17 protein-coding genes and 1 tRNA gene are annotated in these 16,948 nt (G+C 60.9%); 7 read left to right on the top strand and 11 right to left on the bottom strand.

Going from position 1 to position 16,948, the window contains the following annotated elements; translation table 11 throughout:
* Positions 1-23: 23 nt before the first annotated feature.
* Positions 24-923 (bottom strand): LysR family transcriptional regulator, encoded by a 900-nt coding sequence (locus BPRO_RS09925; RefSeq protein WP_011482927.1) that lies wholly within the window; start codon positions 921-923, stop codon positions 24-26.
* Positions 924-1,080: 157 nt separating this feature from the next.
* Here BPRO_RS09925 and dapC point away from each other — a divergent pair, with 157 nt between their 5' ends.
* From dapC to BPRO_RS09890, 7 genes are all read left to right on the top strand, one after another.
* Positions 1,081-2,298, top strand: a complete 1,218-nt coding sequence (gene dapC, locus BPRO_RS09920; RefSeq protein WP_011482926.1) for a succinyldiaminopimelate transaminase — start codon at positions 1,081-1,083, stop codon at positions 2,296-2,298.
* A 24-nt stretch (positions 2,299-2,322) separates the two neighbouring features.
* Entirely contained in the window at positions 2,323-3,162 is an 840-nt protein-coding gene (gene dapD / locus BPRO_RS09915) for a 2,3,4,5-tetrahydropyridine-2,6-dicarboxylate N-succinyltransferase (protein WP_011482925.1), read from the top strand.
* Between the two features lie 49 nt (positions 3,163-3,211).
* On the top strand, positions 3,212-4,399 hold the full coding sequence (locus BPRO_RS09910) for a PilT/PilU family type 4a pilus ATPase (protein WP_049764100.1): 1,188 nt from the start codon (positions 3,212-3,214) through the stop codon (positions 4,397-4,399).
* 23 nt (positions 4,400-4,422) lie between these two features.
* Complete coding sequence (gene dapE / locus BPRO_RS09905; RefSeq protein WP_011482923.1) at positions 4,423-5,700, top strand: succinyl-diaminopimelate desuccinylase; 1,278 nt, start codon at positions 4,423-4,425, stop codon at positions 5,698-5,700.
* Positions 5,697-6,587, top strand: coding sequence for a 50S ribosomal protein L3 N(5)-glutamine methyltransferase (gene prmB / locus BPRO_RS09900; RefSeq protein WP_011482922.1), 891 nt, complete (start codon positions 5,697-5,699; stop codon positions 6,585-6,587). The genes dapE and prmB overlap by 4 nt, the downstream gene beginning before the upstream one ends.
* 96 nt (positions 6,588-6,683) lie before the next feature.
* Positions 6,684-8,720 (top strand): ABC-F family ATP-binding cassette domain-containing protein, encoded by a 2,037-nt coding sequence (locus BPRO_RS09895; protein WP_011482921.1) that lies wholly within the window; start codon positions 6,684-6,686, stop codon positions 8,718-8,720.
* Between the two features lie 52 nt (positions 8,721-8,772).
* Complete coding sequence (locus BPRO_RS09890; protein WP_011482920.1) at positions 8,773-9,315, top strand: hypothetical protein; 543 nt, start codon at positions 8,773-8,775, stop codon at positions 9,313-9,315.
* Positions 9,316-9,528: 213 nt separating this feature from the next.
* Here the strand turns inward: BPRO_RS09890 and BPRO_RS09885 are convergent, their stop codons facing one another.
* The 10 genes from BPRO_RS09885 to BPRO_RS09845 form a co-directional block, all read right to left on the bottom strand.
* Positions 9,529-9,738 (bottom strand): DUF1059 domain-containing protein, encoded by a 210-nt coding sequence (locus BPRO_RS09885; RefSeq protein WP_011482919.1) that lies wholly within the window; start codon positions 9,736-9,738, stop codon positions 9,529-9,531.
* A 173-nt stretch (positions 9,739-9,911) separates the two neighbouring features.
* On the bottom strand, positions 9,912-10,208 hold the full coding sequence (locus tag BPRO_RS09880) for a hypothetical protein (protein WP_011482918.1): 297 nt from the start codon (positions 10,206-10,208) through the stop codon (positions 9,912-9,914).
* Between the two features lie 367 nt (positions 10,209-10,575).
* Positions 10,576-10,651, bottom strand: a tRNA-Lys gene (locus tag BPRO_RS09875).
* 77 nt (positions 10,652-10,728) lie between these two features.
* On the bottom strand, positions 10,729-11,583 hold the full coding sequence (locus BPRO_RS09870) for a tRNA threonylcarbamoyladenosine dehydratase (protein WP_011482917.1): 855 nt from the start codon (positions 11,581-11,583) through the stop codon (positions 10,729-10,731).
* Positions 11,584-11,604: 21 nt separating this feature from the next.
* The gene (locus BPRO_RS09865; protein WP_011482916.1) at positions 11,605-12,729 is read right to left on the bottom strand and encodes a YeeE/YedE family protein; all 1,125 of its coding nucleotides are present in this window, start codon (positions 12,727-12,729) and stop codon (positions 11,605-11,607) included.
* 67 nt (positions 12,730-12,796) lie between these two features.
* On the bottom strand, positions 12,797-13,552 hold the full coding sequence (ybgF, locus tag BPRO_RS09860; protein ID WP_049764099.1) for a tol-pal system protein YbgF: 756 nt from the start codon (positions 13,550-13,552) through the stop codon (positions 12,797-12,799).
* A gap of 21 nt (positions 13,553-13,573) precedes the next feature.
* Positions 13,574-14,116 carry a peptidoglycan-associated lipoprotein Pal gene (pal, locus tag BPRO_RS09855; protein WP_011482914.1) on the bottom strand — a complete coding sequence of 181 codons (543 nt, stop codon included), beginning with the start codon at positions 14,114-14,116 and terminating at the stop codon, positions 13,574-13,576.
* 50 nt (positions 14,117-14,166) lie between these two features.
* A complete protein-coding gene (gene tolB / locus BPRO_RS09850) occupies positions 14,167-15,447 on the bottom strand; it encodes a Tol-Pal system beta propeller repeat protein TolB (protein WP_011482913.1) in 1,281 nt (426 codons plus the stop codon).
* Between the two features lie 124 nt (positions 15,448-15,571).
* A complete protein-coding gene (locus BPRO_RS29545; RefSeq protein WP_157045772.1) occupies positions 15,572-16,069 on the bottom strand; it encodes a hypothetical protein in 498 nt (165 codons plus the stop codon).
* The gene (locus tag BPRO_RS09845; protein WP_011482911.1) at positions 16,059-16,829 is read right to left on the bottom strand and encodes a glycosyltransferase family 2 protein; all 771 of its coding nucleotides are present in this window, start codon (positions 16,827-16,829) and stop codon (positions 16,059-16,061) included. The genes BPRO_RS29545 and BPRO_RS09845 overlap by 11 nt, the downstream gene beginning before the upstream one ends.
* Positions 16,830-16,948: the final 119 nt, after the last annotated feature.

Below are 16,948 nucleotides of genomic sequence, written 5' to 3'. Positions count from 1 at the left end.
CCGCGCGGACAACGGGAGCCCGTTCAGACTGTCCGGGCCAATGCCTGCTGAAGGCAGCGCACAAACGCCCGCACCACGACCGAGCCTGGCTTGCCCGCGGGCAGCACAGCCTTGATGGGCACCGGAATCAGGGGCTCCAGCGCCAACACATCCACGCGCGACAGATCGGCGGATACCGCCGTGCAGGTGTCCACCACGGCAATGCCGAGCCCGTGGTGCGCCAGGGCCAGCGCCGAGTGATAGGTCTGCACGGTAATGGAAAACTCCAGCCCCACCCCGGCCTCACGACAAGCCTGGTTCAGGCTGCGGCCCACCGGGTCCAGCACATCGAGTCCGATGACGGGCACCTTGGTCAAATCAGCCAGCGTAACGCTGCCGCGTTTGATCAGGCGCGCGGTCAGCATGCCTTTGGGCGCGATACAGACCATGCGGCCATCGGCCAGATGCTCCTGCGCCAGCGCTGAATGCACTACCGGGCTGAACAAAAAGCCGACATCCCCCTCCTGCAACGCCAATGCCGAAACAATTTGCGGCGAATGCAGGGCCTTGACCGTGATGGCCACATCCGGATGCCTGACGCGAAACAGCTTGATGGTGTGCGGCAGGATTTCGTAGCTCAGCGCCAGCACGGTCAGGATGCGCAACTCCCGGGCACTCTCGCCCGTCCTGAGGTTAGCCGCCAGACGCTGCACCTCATCGAGCTGCGCAAACAGCCGCTCGATGTGCGGGTACAGGGTGAGCGCCTCGGAAGTTGGGATGAGCCGGCCCTTGCTGCGCTGAAAGAGCGAGAAACCAAGCTGCAGTTCCGCATGCTGCAGGACACGGCTGACGGCCGGCTGGGTGACATTGATCAGCCGCGCCGCGCCGCTGACACTGCCGGTGAGCATGATGGCATTGAAGACCTCGATGTGGCGAAGGCGCATGGGTGTCCTGTTGACTCGGTTTCTCGAACAGTTCCGGATTATGGTCTGCGGCACCCTCAACCGGTCGCGTGCATTCAACCGGCTTCAAGCGGACGTCTGGCGCGCCTCGGACACAACACAATCCCCTTCCCCACGCCAAGGCTGGATAATCTGGGGCATGAATCCCCTGCTTTCCCGCCTCCAGCCCTATCCTTTTGAGCGTCTGCGCCAATTGCACGCCGGCGTCACCCCCAACCCCGCCTACCGGCCCATCAGCCTGGGTATCGGCGAGCCCCGGCATGCGACGCCGCAACTCGTCAAGGATGCACTGACGGCCAGCCTGAGTGGCCTGGCGAGCTACCCCGGTACGCTGGGCGAGCCCAAATTGCGCCAGGCCATGAGCGACTGGCTGGCCCGCCGCTATGGCCTGTCGATTGACCCGGCCACGCAAATCCTGCCCGTGAACGGCTCGCGGGAAGCGCTTTTTTCACTGGCGCAGACGGTGCTGGACGCCAGCAAGCCGGGCGCCACCGTGGTCTGTCCCAATCCTTTTTACCAAATCTACGAAGGCGCCGCGCTGCTGGGCGGCGCGCAGACCTGGTTTGCGCCCAGCGACCCGGCACGGAATTTTGCGGTGGACTGGGCGGGCGTGCCGGAGACCGTATGGGCCAAGACCCAGCTGGTGTTTGTCTGCTCGCCCGGCAACCCTACCGGCGCGGTGATGTCGCTGGCGGAGTGGGAACTGCTGTTCAAGCTGAGCGACCGGTACGGCTTTGTGATCGCCTCGGACGAGTGCTACAGCGAAATCTACTTCCGCGAAGGTGACGCTGGAGGGGCGCCGCTGGGCGGGCTGCAGGCCGCGGCGCAATTGGGCCGGCATGACTTCAAAAACCTGATTTCGCTGACCAGCCTGTCCAAGCGCAGCAATGTGCCGGGCCTGCGCAGCGGCTTTGTGGCGGGCGACGCGGCGCTGATCAAGCCTTTTTTGCTCTACCGCACCTACCACGGCAGTGCCATGAGCCCGGTGGTGCAGGCCGCCAGCATTGCGGCCTGGAACGACGAGCAGCATGTGGTGGAAAACCGGGCCCTGTACCGCGAAAAATTTGCCCGGGTCACGCCCCTGCTGGCCTCTGTGATGGAAGTGGCCCTGCCTGATGCCGGTTTTTACCTGTGGGCCGGCATACCTGACATATTCAGGGGTTCCGACACCGAATTCTCGCGCGAGCTGCTCGCTCTTTACAATGTCGTGGTGTTGCCGGGCAGTTACCTGGCGCGCGATGCCCAAGGCCATAACCCCGGCGCCGGCAGAATCCGCATGGCACTGGTGGCGGAAACTGCCGAATGCGTGGAAGCCGCGGAGCGCATCGTTCAGTTCATTCAATCCAAAGCTCGCTGAAAAACCCTAACGAAGACTCACTCCATGACACAAGACAACCTGCAAAGCGCCCTCCAGAACACGATTGACGCGGCCTGGGAAGATCGCGCCAACCTGTCGCCCAAATCAGCCCCCAAAGAGGTGCTGGAAGCGGTTGAGCACACCATTGCCCAGCTCAACAGCGGCAAGCTGCGCGTCGCCACCCGCGAAGGCGTAGGCCAGTGGACCACGCACCAATGGATCAAGAAGGCGGTGCTTTTGAGCTTTCGCCTCAAGGACAACCAGCTCATGCGCGCTGGTGACCTCGGCTTTTTTGACAAGGTTCAAACCAAGTTTGCGCACCTGAGTGAAGATGAGATGCGCGCTACCGGCGTGCGCGTGGTGCCCCCCGCCGTCGCCCGCCGCGGCAGCTACATCGCCAAGGGCGCGATCTTGATGCCCAGCTACGTGAACATCGGCGCCTGGGTCGGCGAAGGCACCATGGTCGACACCTGGGCCACCGTGGGCAGCTGCGCGCAGGTCGGCAACAATGTGCACCTCTCCGGTGGCGTGGGACTGGGCGGCGTGCTGGAGCCGCTGCAGGCCAACCCGACCATCATTGAAGACAACTGCTTTATTGGCGCGCGCTCCGAGGTGGTTGAAGGCGTGATTGTTGAGGAAAACTCGGTGATTTCCATGGGTGTTTACATCGGCCAGAGCACGCCGATCTATGACCGTGAAGCGGACACCGTCACCTACGGCCGCATCCCGGCCGGCTCCGTCGTGGTGTCGGGCAACCTGCCCAAGGCCGGTGGCAAGTACAGCCTGTACTGCGCCGTGATCGTCAAGCGGGTGGATGCCAAGACGCGCGCCACGACCAGCCTGAACGACCTGCTGCGTGATTGATTTGACTGAAGACCTGAAAGGATAATTGATCATGACTGAAGGCAGGACTATGAGCACGATGGAGAGGATCCTTCGTTTGATGGCGGATAAAAAAGCATCGGATGTTTACCTGTCGGCTCATTCGCCCGCCCTCATCAAGATCAACGGCCAGGCCATTCCCATCAATGCCCAGATCCTGCCGCCCGACGCGCCGCGCAACCTGCTGGCCGAAGTGCTGCCGCCCGAGCGGATCGAAGAACTCGAGGAAGTGGGCGAGCTCAACATGGCGCTGCCGATTGCCGGCCTGGGCAATTTCCGCATCAGCGGCTTCCGGCAGCGCAGCACCTATGCGGCGGTGATCCGCTTCATTCCGAACGAAATCCCTGCACTGGACAGCCTGAACGTGCCGGCCATCCTGTCCAGCCTGATCATGGAAAAACGCGGCCTGCTGCTGATGGTGGGCTCCACCGGCGCGGGAAAGAGCACCACGCTGGCAGCCATGATGGACCACCGCAACGAAACCACGCTGGGCCACATCCTGACCATTGAAGACCCGGTTGAATTCCTGTTCACCAACAAGAAATCGGTGGTCAACCAGCGCGAGGTGGGCAGTGACACCCAATCCCTGCAGGTGGCACTGCGAAACGCGCTACGCCAGGCGCCTGATGTGATTCTGATCGGTGAAATCCGCGACCGCGAAACCATGTCGTCCGCCATTGCCTATGCGCAGTCGGGCCATTTGTGCCTGGCGACCATGCACGCCAACAACAGCTACCAGGCGCTGAACCGCATCCTGAGCTTTTACCCGGTGGAGGTTCGCCCCACCATGCTGGGCGACCTGGCCGCAGCCCTGAAGGCGATCGTGTCGCAGCGGCTGCTGCGTACCCAGGACGGCAACCGCTCGCCGGCAGTGGAAGTCATGCTCAACACCAAGCTGGTATCCGAGCTGATCGAAAAAGGCGACTTCTCGGGGGTCAAGGAGGCCATGGAGAAATCCATGGCCGAGGGCTCGCAAACCTTTGAACAGGACATCGCCCGGATGATCGTGGAAGGCACCGTTACCCGCAAGGAAGGCATTTTGCATGCGGATTCGCCAACCAACCTGATGTGGCGCCTTGAGAACGACTTTGCCGGGGCTGCCAAGGACAAGGCGAAGGAGGCCGAAGAAGAGCCGGATGACGAGGCCTCGTTCACGGAGATCACCCTCGACGTTCACCACGGCTCGAAATACGGCACCACGGGCTTCGGCTCGCTCTGAGCGCGGGCCCGTCAACCTTTTCTATGTCAGCTACCCTTCGCCTCACCGAACAACTGATTTCCCGGCCGTCTGTCACACCGCTCGACGAGGGCTGCATCGACCTCCTTTCCGCCAGGCTGGGCGCGCTGGGCTTTGTGTGTGAGCGCATGGACAGCGGCCCCGACAGCTTCCGGGTTGTCAACCTGTGGGCAAAACGCGAAGGTTTTAACCCTCTGGCCCAGGAAAACCGGGGGCAGTCAGCTACCAAATCAGCAGCAAATGAGGGTGAAGCCCATACGACGCCCATCAAGACGCTGGTTTTCGCGGGTCACACCGACGTGGTGCCCACCGGCCCGCTGGAGCAGTGGCACAGCCACCCGTTCACGCCCAGCCATCGCAACGGCGTGCTGTACGGCCGCGGTGCCGCCGACATGAAAACGTCGATTGCCGCCATGGTCGTTGCGGTCGAGGAGTTTCTGGCAGCCCACCCGCAGCCGGGGCTGTCAATTGCCTTCCTGCTCACCAGCGACGAAGAAGGTCCGGCGACCGACGGAACCGTGGTGGTGTGCAAGCAACTGAAGGCGCGCGGCGAAGTGCTGGACTACTGCATCGTGGGCGAGCCTACTTCCGTCAGCCATCTCGGCGACATGATCAAGAACGGCCGCCGCGGCACCATGAGCGGCAAGCTGACCATCAAGGGGGTGCAGGGCCATATCGCCTACCCTCACCTGGCCAGGAACCCGGTTCACCTGTTTGCACCCGCCCTTGCCCAACTGGTGGCCACCGAGTGGGACCAGGGCAACGCTTTCTTTCCCGCCACCAGCTGGCAGGTGTCCAACATGCATGGCGGCACCGGCGCCTCCAACGTGATTCCGGGCGAACTGGTGGTGGATTTCAACTTCCGGTTCTGCACGGAATCCACGCCCGAGAACCTGCAGCAGCGCCTGCAGGCAATCCTGGACCAGCACGAACTCGACTACGACCTGAAATGGACGGTGGGCGGCCTGCCTTTTCTGACCACGCCGGGTGAGCTGGTCAACGCGGTACGCGGCGCGATTCACGCGGAAACGGGCCTGGACACCGAGCTGTCGACAACCGGCGGCACCAGCGACGGCCGGTTCATCGCCAAGGTCTGCCCGCAGGTCATCGAATTTGGCCCGCTCAATGCAACCATTCACAAGATCAACGAGTGTGTGGACGTGAGCTCGCTCGACCCGCTCAAAAACATCTACAAGGGTGTCCTGGAACGGCTGGCTGGCATAAGCGGCATGGCAGGTGCGTCAGGTCTGGCCGCAGTGGCTGATTCGACGTCCTCACCATGAGTTCGGCAACGCCTGTGACGGTACTCGCGCTGATCGAGCAGATGGCCGCCCGGCTGGAAGCCGCAGGGCTGAGCTTTTCGGACGGCTTTGGGCACGGCACGACCAATGCCTTTGATGAAGCCGCCTGGCTGGTGCTGTGGAAGCTGGGCCTGCCGCTGGACGACCTGGATTCGGTGGAAAACAAGGTGGTAGCCCCCGCAGATATTGAGCAGGTAGCCATGCTTTTCGAAGCGCGCATCAGCAGCCGCAAACCCGCTGCCTACCTCACCCGCGAAGCCTGGCTGATGGGCATTCCCTTTTATGTCGACGAGCGCGTGATCATTCCGCGCTCCCTCATTGCCGAGTTGCTGGTCGACGCCAGCATCGACCCCTGGCTGGACGAGAACACCCGCCGCGTGCTGGATTTGTGCACCGGCAATGGCAGCCTGGCGGTGCTGGCGGCCATGACCTACCCCGAGGTCACGGTCGATGCCGCCGATATCAGCCCGGATGCGCTGGCGGTGGCCCGCATCAATGTGGACAGGCACCAGCTGCAGCAGCGCATCACGCTGATCGAGTCCGATGGGCTGGCCGCCTGCCCCGGTCCTTACGATCTGATTTTGTGCAACCCACCCTATGTCAATGCCGCCAGCATGGCAGCCCTGCCGGCTGAATTCCGGGCTGAACCGGGGCTGGCGCTGGCCGGTGGCGCCGACGGGATGGACTTCATCAGAAGCCTTTTTCTCAACGCCGCCCGCCATATGAGCGAAAATGCCGTCCTGGTGCTGGAAATTGGCAACGAGCGCGGGAATTTTGAACGCGCCTTTCCTCACCTTGAACCGCTCTGGTTTGAAACCAGTGCCGGGAGTGACCAGGTGATGATTCTCACGCGCGAACAGTTGGCCTGAAGCGCTGGCCCGGAATTTGCGCCTGGATCGATGGGTGTGCAGCGTGCCGCCCGAATAATTTTTCTGATCCTGTTGGATCTAGAGTCAGTGGTTTAAATGATTACCCTTAAAAACGTGGTGCTGCGTCGCGGCGCCAAAGTTATCCTCGACAGCGCCTCTGTCAGTCTCAACCCCGGCGAAAAAATCGGCCTGGTGGGCCGCAATGGCGCGGGAAAGTCCTCGCTGTTTGCGATGCTCAACGGCACGCTGCATGAAGACGGCGGTGAATACACCATCCCGGCACAGTGGCGCATGTCCCAGGTCGCGCAGGACATGCCTGAGACAGAGCAAAGCGCCACCAGCTACGTGGTTGAAGGTGACGTGGTCCTGCTGGCTGCGCAGGCTGAAGTGGAGGCCTCCGAGGCCAGCGGCGACGGCGACCGCATGGCCCACGCTTATATGGAGCTCTACGACGCGGGCGCGCACGACGCCCAGGCACGCGCGCAGGCCCTGATTTTGGGCCTGGGCTTCAAGGTCAGCGAGCTCGACAACCCCGTCAACAGCTTCTCGGGCGGCTGGCGCATGCGCCTGCAGCTGGCGCGCGCCCTGATGTGCCCGTCAGACCTGCTGCTGCTGGACGAACCGACAAACCACCTGGACCTGGACGCGCTGGTCTGGCTGGAGGCCTGGCTCAAGCGCTACCAGGGCACCATGCTGGTCATCAGCCATGACCGGGAGTTTCTGGATGCGGTAACCGATGTCACGGTGCACATTGAAAACGCCAAACTCACACGCTACGGCGGCAACTACAGCAAGTTTGAAGACCTGCGTTCGGAACAGATGGCCTTGCAGCAGACCGCTTTTGCCAAGCAGCAGGACAAGATCGCCCACCTGCAGAAATTCATTGCGCGCTTCAAGGCCAAGGCCAGCAAGGCCAAGCAGGCGCAAAGCCGGGTCAAGGCACTGGACCGCATGGAGAAAATCGCGCCGCTGCTGGCTGAAGCCGACTTCACCTTCGAGTTCAAGGAGCCGGCCAACCTGCCTAACCCCATGCTGTCCATGCAGAACGTCTACTTCGGCTATCCGCCGCCAGCAGATGCACCGGAGGGCACTCCGCCTACCGTCATCGTGCAAAACGTCAGCAAATCGGTGCTGGCCGGCCAGCGCATCGGCATTCTGGGCGCCAACGGCCAGGGCAAATCGACCGTGGTCAAAACCATCGCACGCGCGCTGGCACCTATTCAAGGAGAGATGACCGAAGGCAAGGGCCTGAACATCGGCTACTTTGCCCAGCAGGAACTGGACGTGCTGCGCCCGGCCGACAACCCGCTGGAGCACATGATCCGCCTGGTCAAAGAGGTGACTGCCGCCGGCAAGATCAGCGGCCAGGCCACGCGCGAGCAGGACCTGCGCAGCTTTCTGGGCAACTTCAACTTTGGCGGCGACATGGTCAAGCAGGCCGTGGGCAGCATGAGCGGCGGCGAAAAAGCCCGCCTGGTGCTGTGCATGATCGTCTGGCAGCGCCCCAACCTGTTGCTGCTCGATGAACCGACCAACCACCTGGACCTGGCCACGCGCGAAGCGCTGTCGATGGCGCTCAACGAGTTTGAAGGCACTGTGATGCTGGTCAGCCACGACCGTGCGCTGCTGCGAGCCGTGTGCGACGAGTTCTGGATGGTCTCGCGCGGCGGCGTGGCCCCGTTTGACGGCGACCTCGACGACTACCAGCGCTACCTGCTCGATGAAGCCAAGCGACAGCGCGAAGAGGCTAAAAAGTCGACCAGCAGTGCGGCTGCACCGGCGACTGCCACCAGCACCAGCGCTACCAAACCCATAGCTGGGAACGTAAATTCAACCGGAGCCAAAGCCGGTTCCGATGCCAAAAAGTCATCCGGTAAAAAAGACGAAGCCCAGCGCCGCCAGCAGCAATCCGACGTCACCAAACCGCTGCGCAAGGAACTGGACAAGATAGACAGCCGGCTGCAGTCCCTGAACACCGAGCGCGACAGCCTGCAAACCGCCCTGACCACCATCACCGCACCGGCAGAAATCGCCCAGGCCGGCAAGCGACTCAAGGCCATTGACAGTGAAATAGGCACGCTGGAAGAACGCTGGCTGGAACTGACCGAGCAGATCGAGACTGCCACGGTGTAAAGTGGTCGCTCCGGCACCCATCGACTTTTCACCTGTTTGAAAGGGTCCTGAAATGCCTGCTGCTTCCCTTCTCAACAAGGCCTCCAGCGATGCCGCCCTGGAGCTCGCTGTCAAACGCAGCCGCCAGTTGCTGAACCGGCGTGCCATGGTTGCCGCGGTTGCCAGCGCAGTGCCCGTTCCCGGCCTCGACTGGGCCGTCGATGCGGCCCTGCTGTCACGGCTGATCCCGGAGATCAACGCGGAGTTTGCCCTGACACCTGCACAACTGGATCAACTCAATCCCAGCAAGCGGGAGCAAGTCCAGAAGGCAGTTGCCATGGTGGGTTCGGTGCTGATCGGAAAATTCATCAGCCGCGATCTGGTGATCAAGGCGGCGAGCAGCGTGGGTGTCAGGCTGACGAGTAAACAGGTCGCGAAGTTCGTGCCCCTGGCGGGTCAGGCCATCTCAGCCGCGATAGGCTATGCAGCCATCCGCTATTTTGGCGAGGAGCACATCCGCGACTGCGTGCGGGTGGCCCAGACCGCCGGGCTGTTGCCGCCACCGCCCCCATCCACCGCTGCGCGCACCCGCCGGCAGCGGGTTCACGCGTCGTAACGCCGGATCACCCGGCAGCAGCCCGAGGCCGTGCGCATGGCTGACAGATGCGGGATAACGCCATGCCAGGAAGCATCTTCCGTTGAGATACCGCCAGCACAAAGTAATCCCCGCACAGGTCGTGCGTAGCGCTACTTGAGCGCGGGCGCATTGCTCCGAAGACGCAGACCGCAACCACCGGCCCCGCAGGAGAGGGCAACGCGACTCCGTAGCTTACTTGGCCGGGGCCTCAACAGGCGGCGTGCCGACCTTGAACAATTGCTGCAGCTGTGTGCGCAATTCCGGCGTGTCCTGATGCTGATGGATGGCCACCGCATGCTGCACCGCGGCCTCCAGCAGTTCCTTGTCGGAATCGGCAGCCAGCGCTACCGTGCAATTCATGTCACTGGGAAATTCCCGGCAATCAATATATTTGCGTGTCATTTCAACCTCCTCATCAAGCAAATGATGGTAAGGCTCGGATGAAGGCGTAGTTCGGTATTGAATGGCGTCTATCCGGGCGAAATGCAAAAAGCGGACTGGCCGCCATTGCCAGTTATAGTGAAAAAACCCAATTCAGGCAAGACCTTGGTGGCCACAAGGCAAGGTGAGAACCACTAAAACTGGGGCGGCAACTCTGCGGCCGGAGCTTCTTTCTGCTCCCGATAAAACTGGTCAGGCAGATAGCCCGTGCTGGCCGGCAGCACAGACAGGGCGGCATGCTCCAGGGTCGCGCCACCAAATTTCAGCGGTGCATTCAGTTCCTCCTCGAGCCTGGTCACAAACAGGGCGGCCAGTGCAAGCGCAACCCCGATGCCGAGCGGCACGCCAATCCTCTTGATGATCAATACAAACGTGGGGTGCAGTTCAATCCATTCGTGGGAGAACAGATGCGGGTGATGAGCATGGGACATGGCTTTCTCCTGAAGGGGGTGGAGGAATTTCTGTACCCCGATGGCAAACCGTGTCGGTCACGGGGCCGCATGGATACCGGATAGACACTAGGCTTCATCATCCAAAAAGACCATGTAAATAATTGGAATGTGTTTTTATCCATGCCCCCTCGCAAGGCAGCTCAAGAAGGCCTCACATCCAATGGAGTTCGTGCGGCAATGCACCGCCGATTGGCTGTTTGCCTGCACCTGAACGCCTGGCTGGACGGTCAGCGGGGCCGGACGGGCACTGAAGTCCGAAGTGTCCGGTCCTCAACCATGCAAGCGCCAATAAAAAAGCCCGCTATCTTTTCAGTAGCGGGCTTTTCAGTGCCTGTATTGGCGTATCTGGTGGGGCCTGCGGGGGTCGAACCCACGACAAACGGATTAAAAGTCCGCTGCTCTACCAACTGAGCTAAGGCCCCGAGGATTTCTCCTGGTCATGCTGCGTTTAGTGCAGCACAGCCTCAAATTATAGCGTCATTTTTTAGCTCTTTGCAAACTACCCAGCAATTTTGCTGAGTACCCAGCCGGTCGCGCAAAGCCCGAAGGTGGATGTGACGCTGACAACCGATCCATAGCCGTGGCAGTTGAGGCTGCCGTCACTCTGCGTGACGCCCTGCAGGGGCGCATCGCACTGCATTGCCAGCGCTTCTGCGTTGCTGTCTTCCTGCTCATCCAGCGAGTTCACGGCTGCAGGCTGCAGCACCGGCTCACGGCTGAAAACACAGGCCACGCCGATCTTGCCCTTGCGGGATGCGCCATGCTGCTTGCGCAGGCGGTAGCGCAGCTGCGCCAGCAAGGGGTCGTGCGTGACCAGCGACAGGTCTTCAATGTCGACACGGTGCGCGAGCCGCTTGCCGCCTGCGGCGCCCACGCTGATCAGGGTGGTCCGACTCCTGATGGCCCAGGCGGCCATGGCTGTTTTGGCCCTCACCTGGTCACATGCGTCGATCACGGCCAGTTGCTTGCCGTCGAAGCTGCTGTCCAGCGCAAGAAGACCTGGCCAATTGCTTTCATCGACAAACTCCTCGATGCAATCCACCTGGCAGGCGGGATGGATGGCGGCGATGCGATCGCGCATTGCCAGGACCTTGGCCTGCCCCAGCGTGCTGTCGAGCGCATGCACCTGGCGGTTGATGTTGGATTCAGCGATGTGGTCAAAATCAATCAGTGTCAGGCGGGCCACACCGCTGCGGGCGGCCGCTTCAGCAGCCCACGAGCCCACCCCGCCCAGGCCCACCACCACAATATGCGCTTCACGAATGCGCCGGGCGCCAGCAACGCCATACAGTCGCGCGAGGCCACTGAAACGTCGCTCAAGGTCGGGCGGAAACAGTACAGTGCCAGATGTCATGGTGCGGGCCAGGAATGGGGTTCAGAGCGAGCGCTCAAGCTGCCAGATCTGGTACTTCAGTCCGCCCGCGCAACCAGCCAATATGGCAGCCAGTGCGACAAAACTCGTGGCACTCAGCGTCGAGATTCCCGACAGGCCCTGCCCCACCGTGCAGCCCATGGCGCACACGCCCCCCACCCCCATCAAGATGGCACCTGCCAGATGGTTGGCGGTGTCCCGCACATCACGGAAACCTTCCCAGCGAAAGTTGCGCGAAAACAGCGAATACACGGCAGAGCCCACCACGACGCCGAACACCGACACGATGCCCAGCGTGAGGACCTTGCTCTTGTCGCTGAAAAACATGAGCCAGTCCAGCGTGTAAGCCACCGGCGAGACAAAGCTCAGGGCTTCAGCCCTGCCGGAGTTGGTGGCGATAAAGGCCTCCTGCAGGGTGTCAGGATGCTCGGCCACATAACCAAGGCCGCCACTGACCCACCACATGCCGGCGATGACGGCACCGATGCCCAGACCGCCCAACAGCGGGTCGAGACGGCGGAAATCTGCGCCGCGCAATGCCCAGACAATCAGGCTCAAGCCAATCAGCAGGGCCAGCCCCAGGCCAGCCACAGCAGGCGCCACACCGAACGCGCCGGCCACCCAGGTGGGCACAGCTGCATTGGCCGTGAACTCGACGGCCACTCTGTCTATCGTGGCCACGCGAACCACAGCGGTAATGCCTTTGAGCGTCGCAAAAGCGGCGATGCCCATGACGGTGAAAACCACCAGCGATTTGAGACTGCCGCCCCCGATCCGCACCAGTGTCTTGCTGCCGCATCCGGAAGACAGGGCCATGCCGAAACCGAACATGGCGCCGCCGATGAGCGCGGAGAGCCAGATAAAGCGGTTGGACGCGTACAGCGTTTTAGCCGGGTCAATGAGGCCCGCGGCAGCCATCCCGAAGAAACCGATCATGGCCACACCGATCGCCATGCCCCACATGCGCATGCGCGTCCAGTCCCCCATGTTCACGATGTCGCTGACAGCGCCCATGGTGCAAAAGTGGGTACGCTGCGCAATGGCACCAAACAGCATCGAGAGAATGAAACCAGACCAGAGAACCTGGGTGGTGAGGGTGCCGAGCACGGCAGATCCGGAAGTATCCATCCCCGAATTTTAAGTGGGAACGAAAAACAGCCGGACCGGCCGCCAGGCGACCCAAAGTCCGTGGGGGCTACTTGAGCCGAACCAGGCGCTCCTTGGCAACCGACGCGGCTTCTGATTGCGGATAGGCCTTGACGAGGTCTTCCAGCGTCTTGCGCGCTGACTTGACATCCTTGAGTTCAACCTGGCAATTGGCCATCGACAACAGCGCTTCCGGCGCACGCATGTGACCGGGTTCGAGTGTCACCAGGGTGCGGAAATTGGCCACCGCATCCCGATAGTTGCGCAAAGCGTACTGGGCATTACCCAGCCAGAACAGCGCCGAAGAGGTGTAGCCGCTTTGCGGGTAGCGTTTCATGAAGGCCACAAAACTGGTTTGAGCGGCAGCAAAGTCACCTTTGCGCAAGGTGGCAAGCGCCGCCTCGAACTCCTGCTTTTCAGCCGGCTCCGCCACAAACTCCTTGCCGTCCACGGATATCTTGGTGGGTTCAAACTTTCGCAGCCGCTCGTCAACGCCCTGCGTAATGTCCTTCTGGTTGCGCTGAATATCGGCAACGTCCCGGGCCAGCCTCTCGTTCTGTCCGCGCATGCCGGCCATCTCGTTGCGCAGGGCCTCGATCTGGTTGGAAAGCTCAAGCAGGCTGCGACGCAACTGGGCATTGTCATCATTGGCCCTGCGCAGGTCATCAGCCGTGCGCTGCTGCGAAGCGTCGACTTTTTGCCGCAAATCCAGGATGGCCCTGCGCGCCTCATCGTCTTCGAAAAGCGCGGCGTGCGCATTGAATGCCAGCAGGCAGGCCGCAACAGACGCCGCAAATCTGAACATGCTCACAACAATGATCCCGGCTTAGCGGTAGTTGATCTCGGCGCGACGATTTTTCGCCATGGAATCTTCGTCCGAGCCCGTGGCGGCAGGTTTTTCCTTGCCAAAACTCACGGCCTCCACCTGCGCATCAGCAACACCCAGAAGTCCCAGCGCGCGGCGTACGGCTTCAGAGCGTCTCTGCCCCAGCGCGAGGTTGTATTCGCGGCCACCGCGCTCGTCGGTGTGTCCTTCGATGGCCATCTTGCGGGCCTTGTTGGCCGTCAGATAGCGTGCATGGGCCTCAACGATCCCCTGGAATTCGGGTTTGATGACGTAGCTGTCGAAATCAAAGTAAATAACTCTCGCCGTATTGGCAGGCCCCGCGCCCGACACATCCGTGCCGCCAATTTGCACCGGTGCGACTCCCCTGCTGGAGGAGGCACCCGCATCGCCAGACGGCTTGGCACTGGCTGTCCTGTCTTCCACCGGCACATCACTGAGCTTGACATTGGAGCCGCAGGCCACCAGCGTGGCAGCAAGAGCCAGGGAGGAGAAGATGGAAAAGAGAACGCGCTTCAGCTTCATGGAGTACCTCTACAAAAAAACAAAAAAAGATGATTCAAAAAAAGTGCCTGTCACCGCTGGAAAGGTCCCCAGTCGGGCTCACGGATGTCGCCGCCGGCGCCGGATAACCTGGCCTTGATCTTGCCGTCCAGCGTCGTGGTCATCAGTGCTTCCCGGCCCTGCTGCTGGGTCGCGTACACGATCAAGCGGCTGTTGGGCGCGAAGCTCGGGCTTTCATCGGCCGTGGTGTCGGTAATAGGAGTGGCCGTTCCGCTGGCAAGTTCCATCACGTGCAGCTTGAAGGCGCCGCCAACCCTCGAAACATAGGCCAGCCAACGCCCATCAGGGCTGATCGCAGGGGAGATGTTGTAACCGCCCGTAAACGTCACGCGTTCCGGATTTCCACCGCCGGGACTCATGCGGTAGATTTGCGGAGCGCCGCCGCGGTCGCTGACGAAATAGATATATCGCCCATCGGGCGAATAAGCCGGCTCGGTATCAATGCTGGATGACTGGGTCAAGCGCTTGGGGTCGCCGCCACTGAGCCCCAGGGCGTATATCTGCGAGCCGCCGTCCCGGCTCAGCGTGGCAACCAGTTGCTTGCCATCGGGTGACCAGGCTGGTGCGCTGTTGGAGCCCCTGAAATTGGCAAGCAGGCGCCGCTTTCCGGTGGCGACATCATGCGCATAAATGACCGGCTTGCGGGATTCGAAGGAAACATAAGCCAGCTGGGAGCCATTGGGCGACCAGGAAGGCGAGATGATGGGCTCGGGGCTGGTGAGGGCAGACTGGGCGCCTTCGCCATCCGAATCGGCCACCCAGAGGTTAAAGCGTTGGGCCGTTTTGGTGACATAGGCAATTCGCGTTGAAAAGATGCCTTTTTCACCCGTGAGTTTCTCGTACACAAAATCAGAAATCCGATGGGCAGACAGGCGCAAATCAGCTTGGGCCACGGTATAGCTCTGCCCTCCGAGGTCCTGGCCCCGCACGATATCCCACAGGCGAAGCCGCACATCAAATCGTCCGTCGGCCAGGGGCGAGACACTGCCCGTCACCATCGCATCCGCGCCCTTTTGCCGCCAGATTGCGAGGTCTGGCCGGGTGTTTTCGTCTGCCACGATGCCCGCGGTGTCGACCGGGCGAAACATGCCACTGCGTTCAAGATCGGCCCTGACAATGTTGCCAATTTTTTGCGGCGCCTGCACCTCCCCCCGGAAGGAAGCGATGGCAATTGGCAATTGCGTCAGGCCCACGCCCGACACCTCCACGCGGAACTGCGCAAATGCCGGCGACAAGCCCGCCGCCAGCAGACTCATGACGGTGCGACGGCTCAGTGATGGTGTGATGCTCATGGATGAATTTGGATCAGTGGAGTTGGGTTATTTTGACGGGCGATTGGGAGTCAAGTTTACGAAGCCCTCGGTTGACAAGACCCACCTTTGATCTATGTGCAGGGATACCCAACTCTAATCATTATTATTTGCTTCGATTACTCACGGCATGAAAGGTCAAGCGCGTCCACCGCCCAAAACCGGTATTTTCGATGAAATTCCAGACAAAGAATTTCAAATCAGGATTCGCGTATTCCTGGCGCACCCCGGGTGCTCTTTCAAGCCCGTTGACGCCGAAAAGAGCTTGCCAAGTTTTCCAGATAAGAGCACCCGAAGTCAGGTTGGTAGAGATTGCGTTTTTACCCCGAACCAACGTAGCGGCCAGCGATGCAGATGAAACAGTTTGTTGCCGCCCCCCATTGGAGCAATTATCCCTCCCTCCTGCGACAACCATCATGCCGCAAAGCCAAGGCAACCAAGAGCAACTGTTTACGGTAGGCTGCAGGTGGAACACTTGCTCGGGAAACTCTGCCAACGCGTCATCTTGAACCCTTCCCAATTTGACACGACCGGCATGCGCCGTGAAAGTCTGACCTCTTCCCATGCCGCGCACCGGGACAACACATTTCCTTTTATCGTCCAACCGGGCTACCACCTTCACGGCGTTGGGACAACCATAACTTGAGGTATCGATAATAGGTTTCTTCGGCTATGGAGATCGCAAGAACCAGACCCAGCTGCCCGTCGAGAAACCCGAGCCGCAAGAAGTAAGTTCGTATAAAAGCCCATACGCCGTGCACCACCGCCGTCCCCAAAGACGAAGCACGCCCTTTGTTTTTCAACATCTGAGCCCCATCCGTGGAGTATCGATTGGCCTTGTCCAGCACAGTCTCCAGGCTACGATAACTTTCATGGTGCAGAGCAGAGTGAAGCTGCCCCACCGGACTTGTGGTCACGATCTTTTCGTGAACCAAATCGTCTGAAAACTTGGCGAATTGAGGGCGAAACAAACGCGTTACACGGTCAGGATACCAACCAGAGTGGCGCATGTACTGGCCGCAATAGCTTGAGAGGCGAGGGAAAGAATAAACATCAAACCGTGGGGATTTCATGGCCGACTGTATTTCCGCAGCCAACTCCTCAGGGACCCATTCGTCCGCATCAATTGAAAGCACCCAATCGGACCCAGCCAATGCAAGGGCTCGATTTTTCTGAATTCCGAACCCCTGCCAGTCCGAATTAACGGTCACCGTAGCCCCCAGGCCGCGCGCGATCTCGACGGTTTGGTCTGTACTGCCAGAATCCAGCACAACGATCTGGTCTGCGAAAGAAACAGAGCGAAGGCAAGCTTCAATGTTATGGGCTTCGTTTTTCGTTATAACTATTATGGACAAGCTTGCCAAAGGATTCTCTTGTTCAGTTAAACGAGTTGATGCGCGCCGACGACAGCCCAGTAGACCCTCGCCGTGTTGCGCTCTCGATCAGTCGCACTCCCGCATATTCTCAGTCTAGCAGAGCTGGG

It is taken from the genome of Polaromonas sp. JS666 (genome assembly GCF_000013865.1).
Lineage (GTDB): Bacteria > Pseudomonadota > Gammaproteobacteria > Burkholderiales > Burkholderiaceae_C > Polaromonas.
Note: the sequence above shows the minus strand (reverse complement) of the source record. Positions and strands in the feature narration are given on the sequence as shown.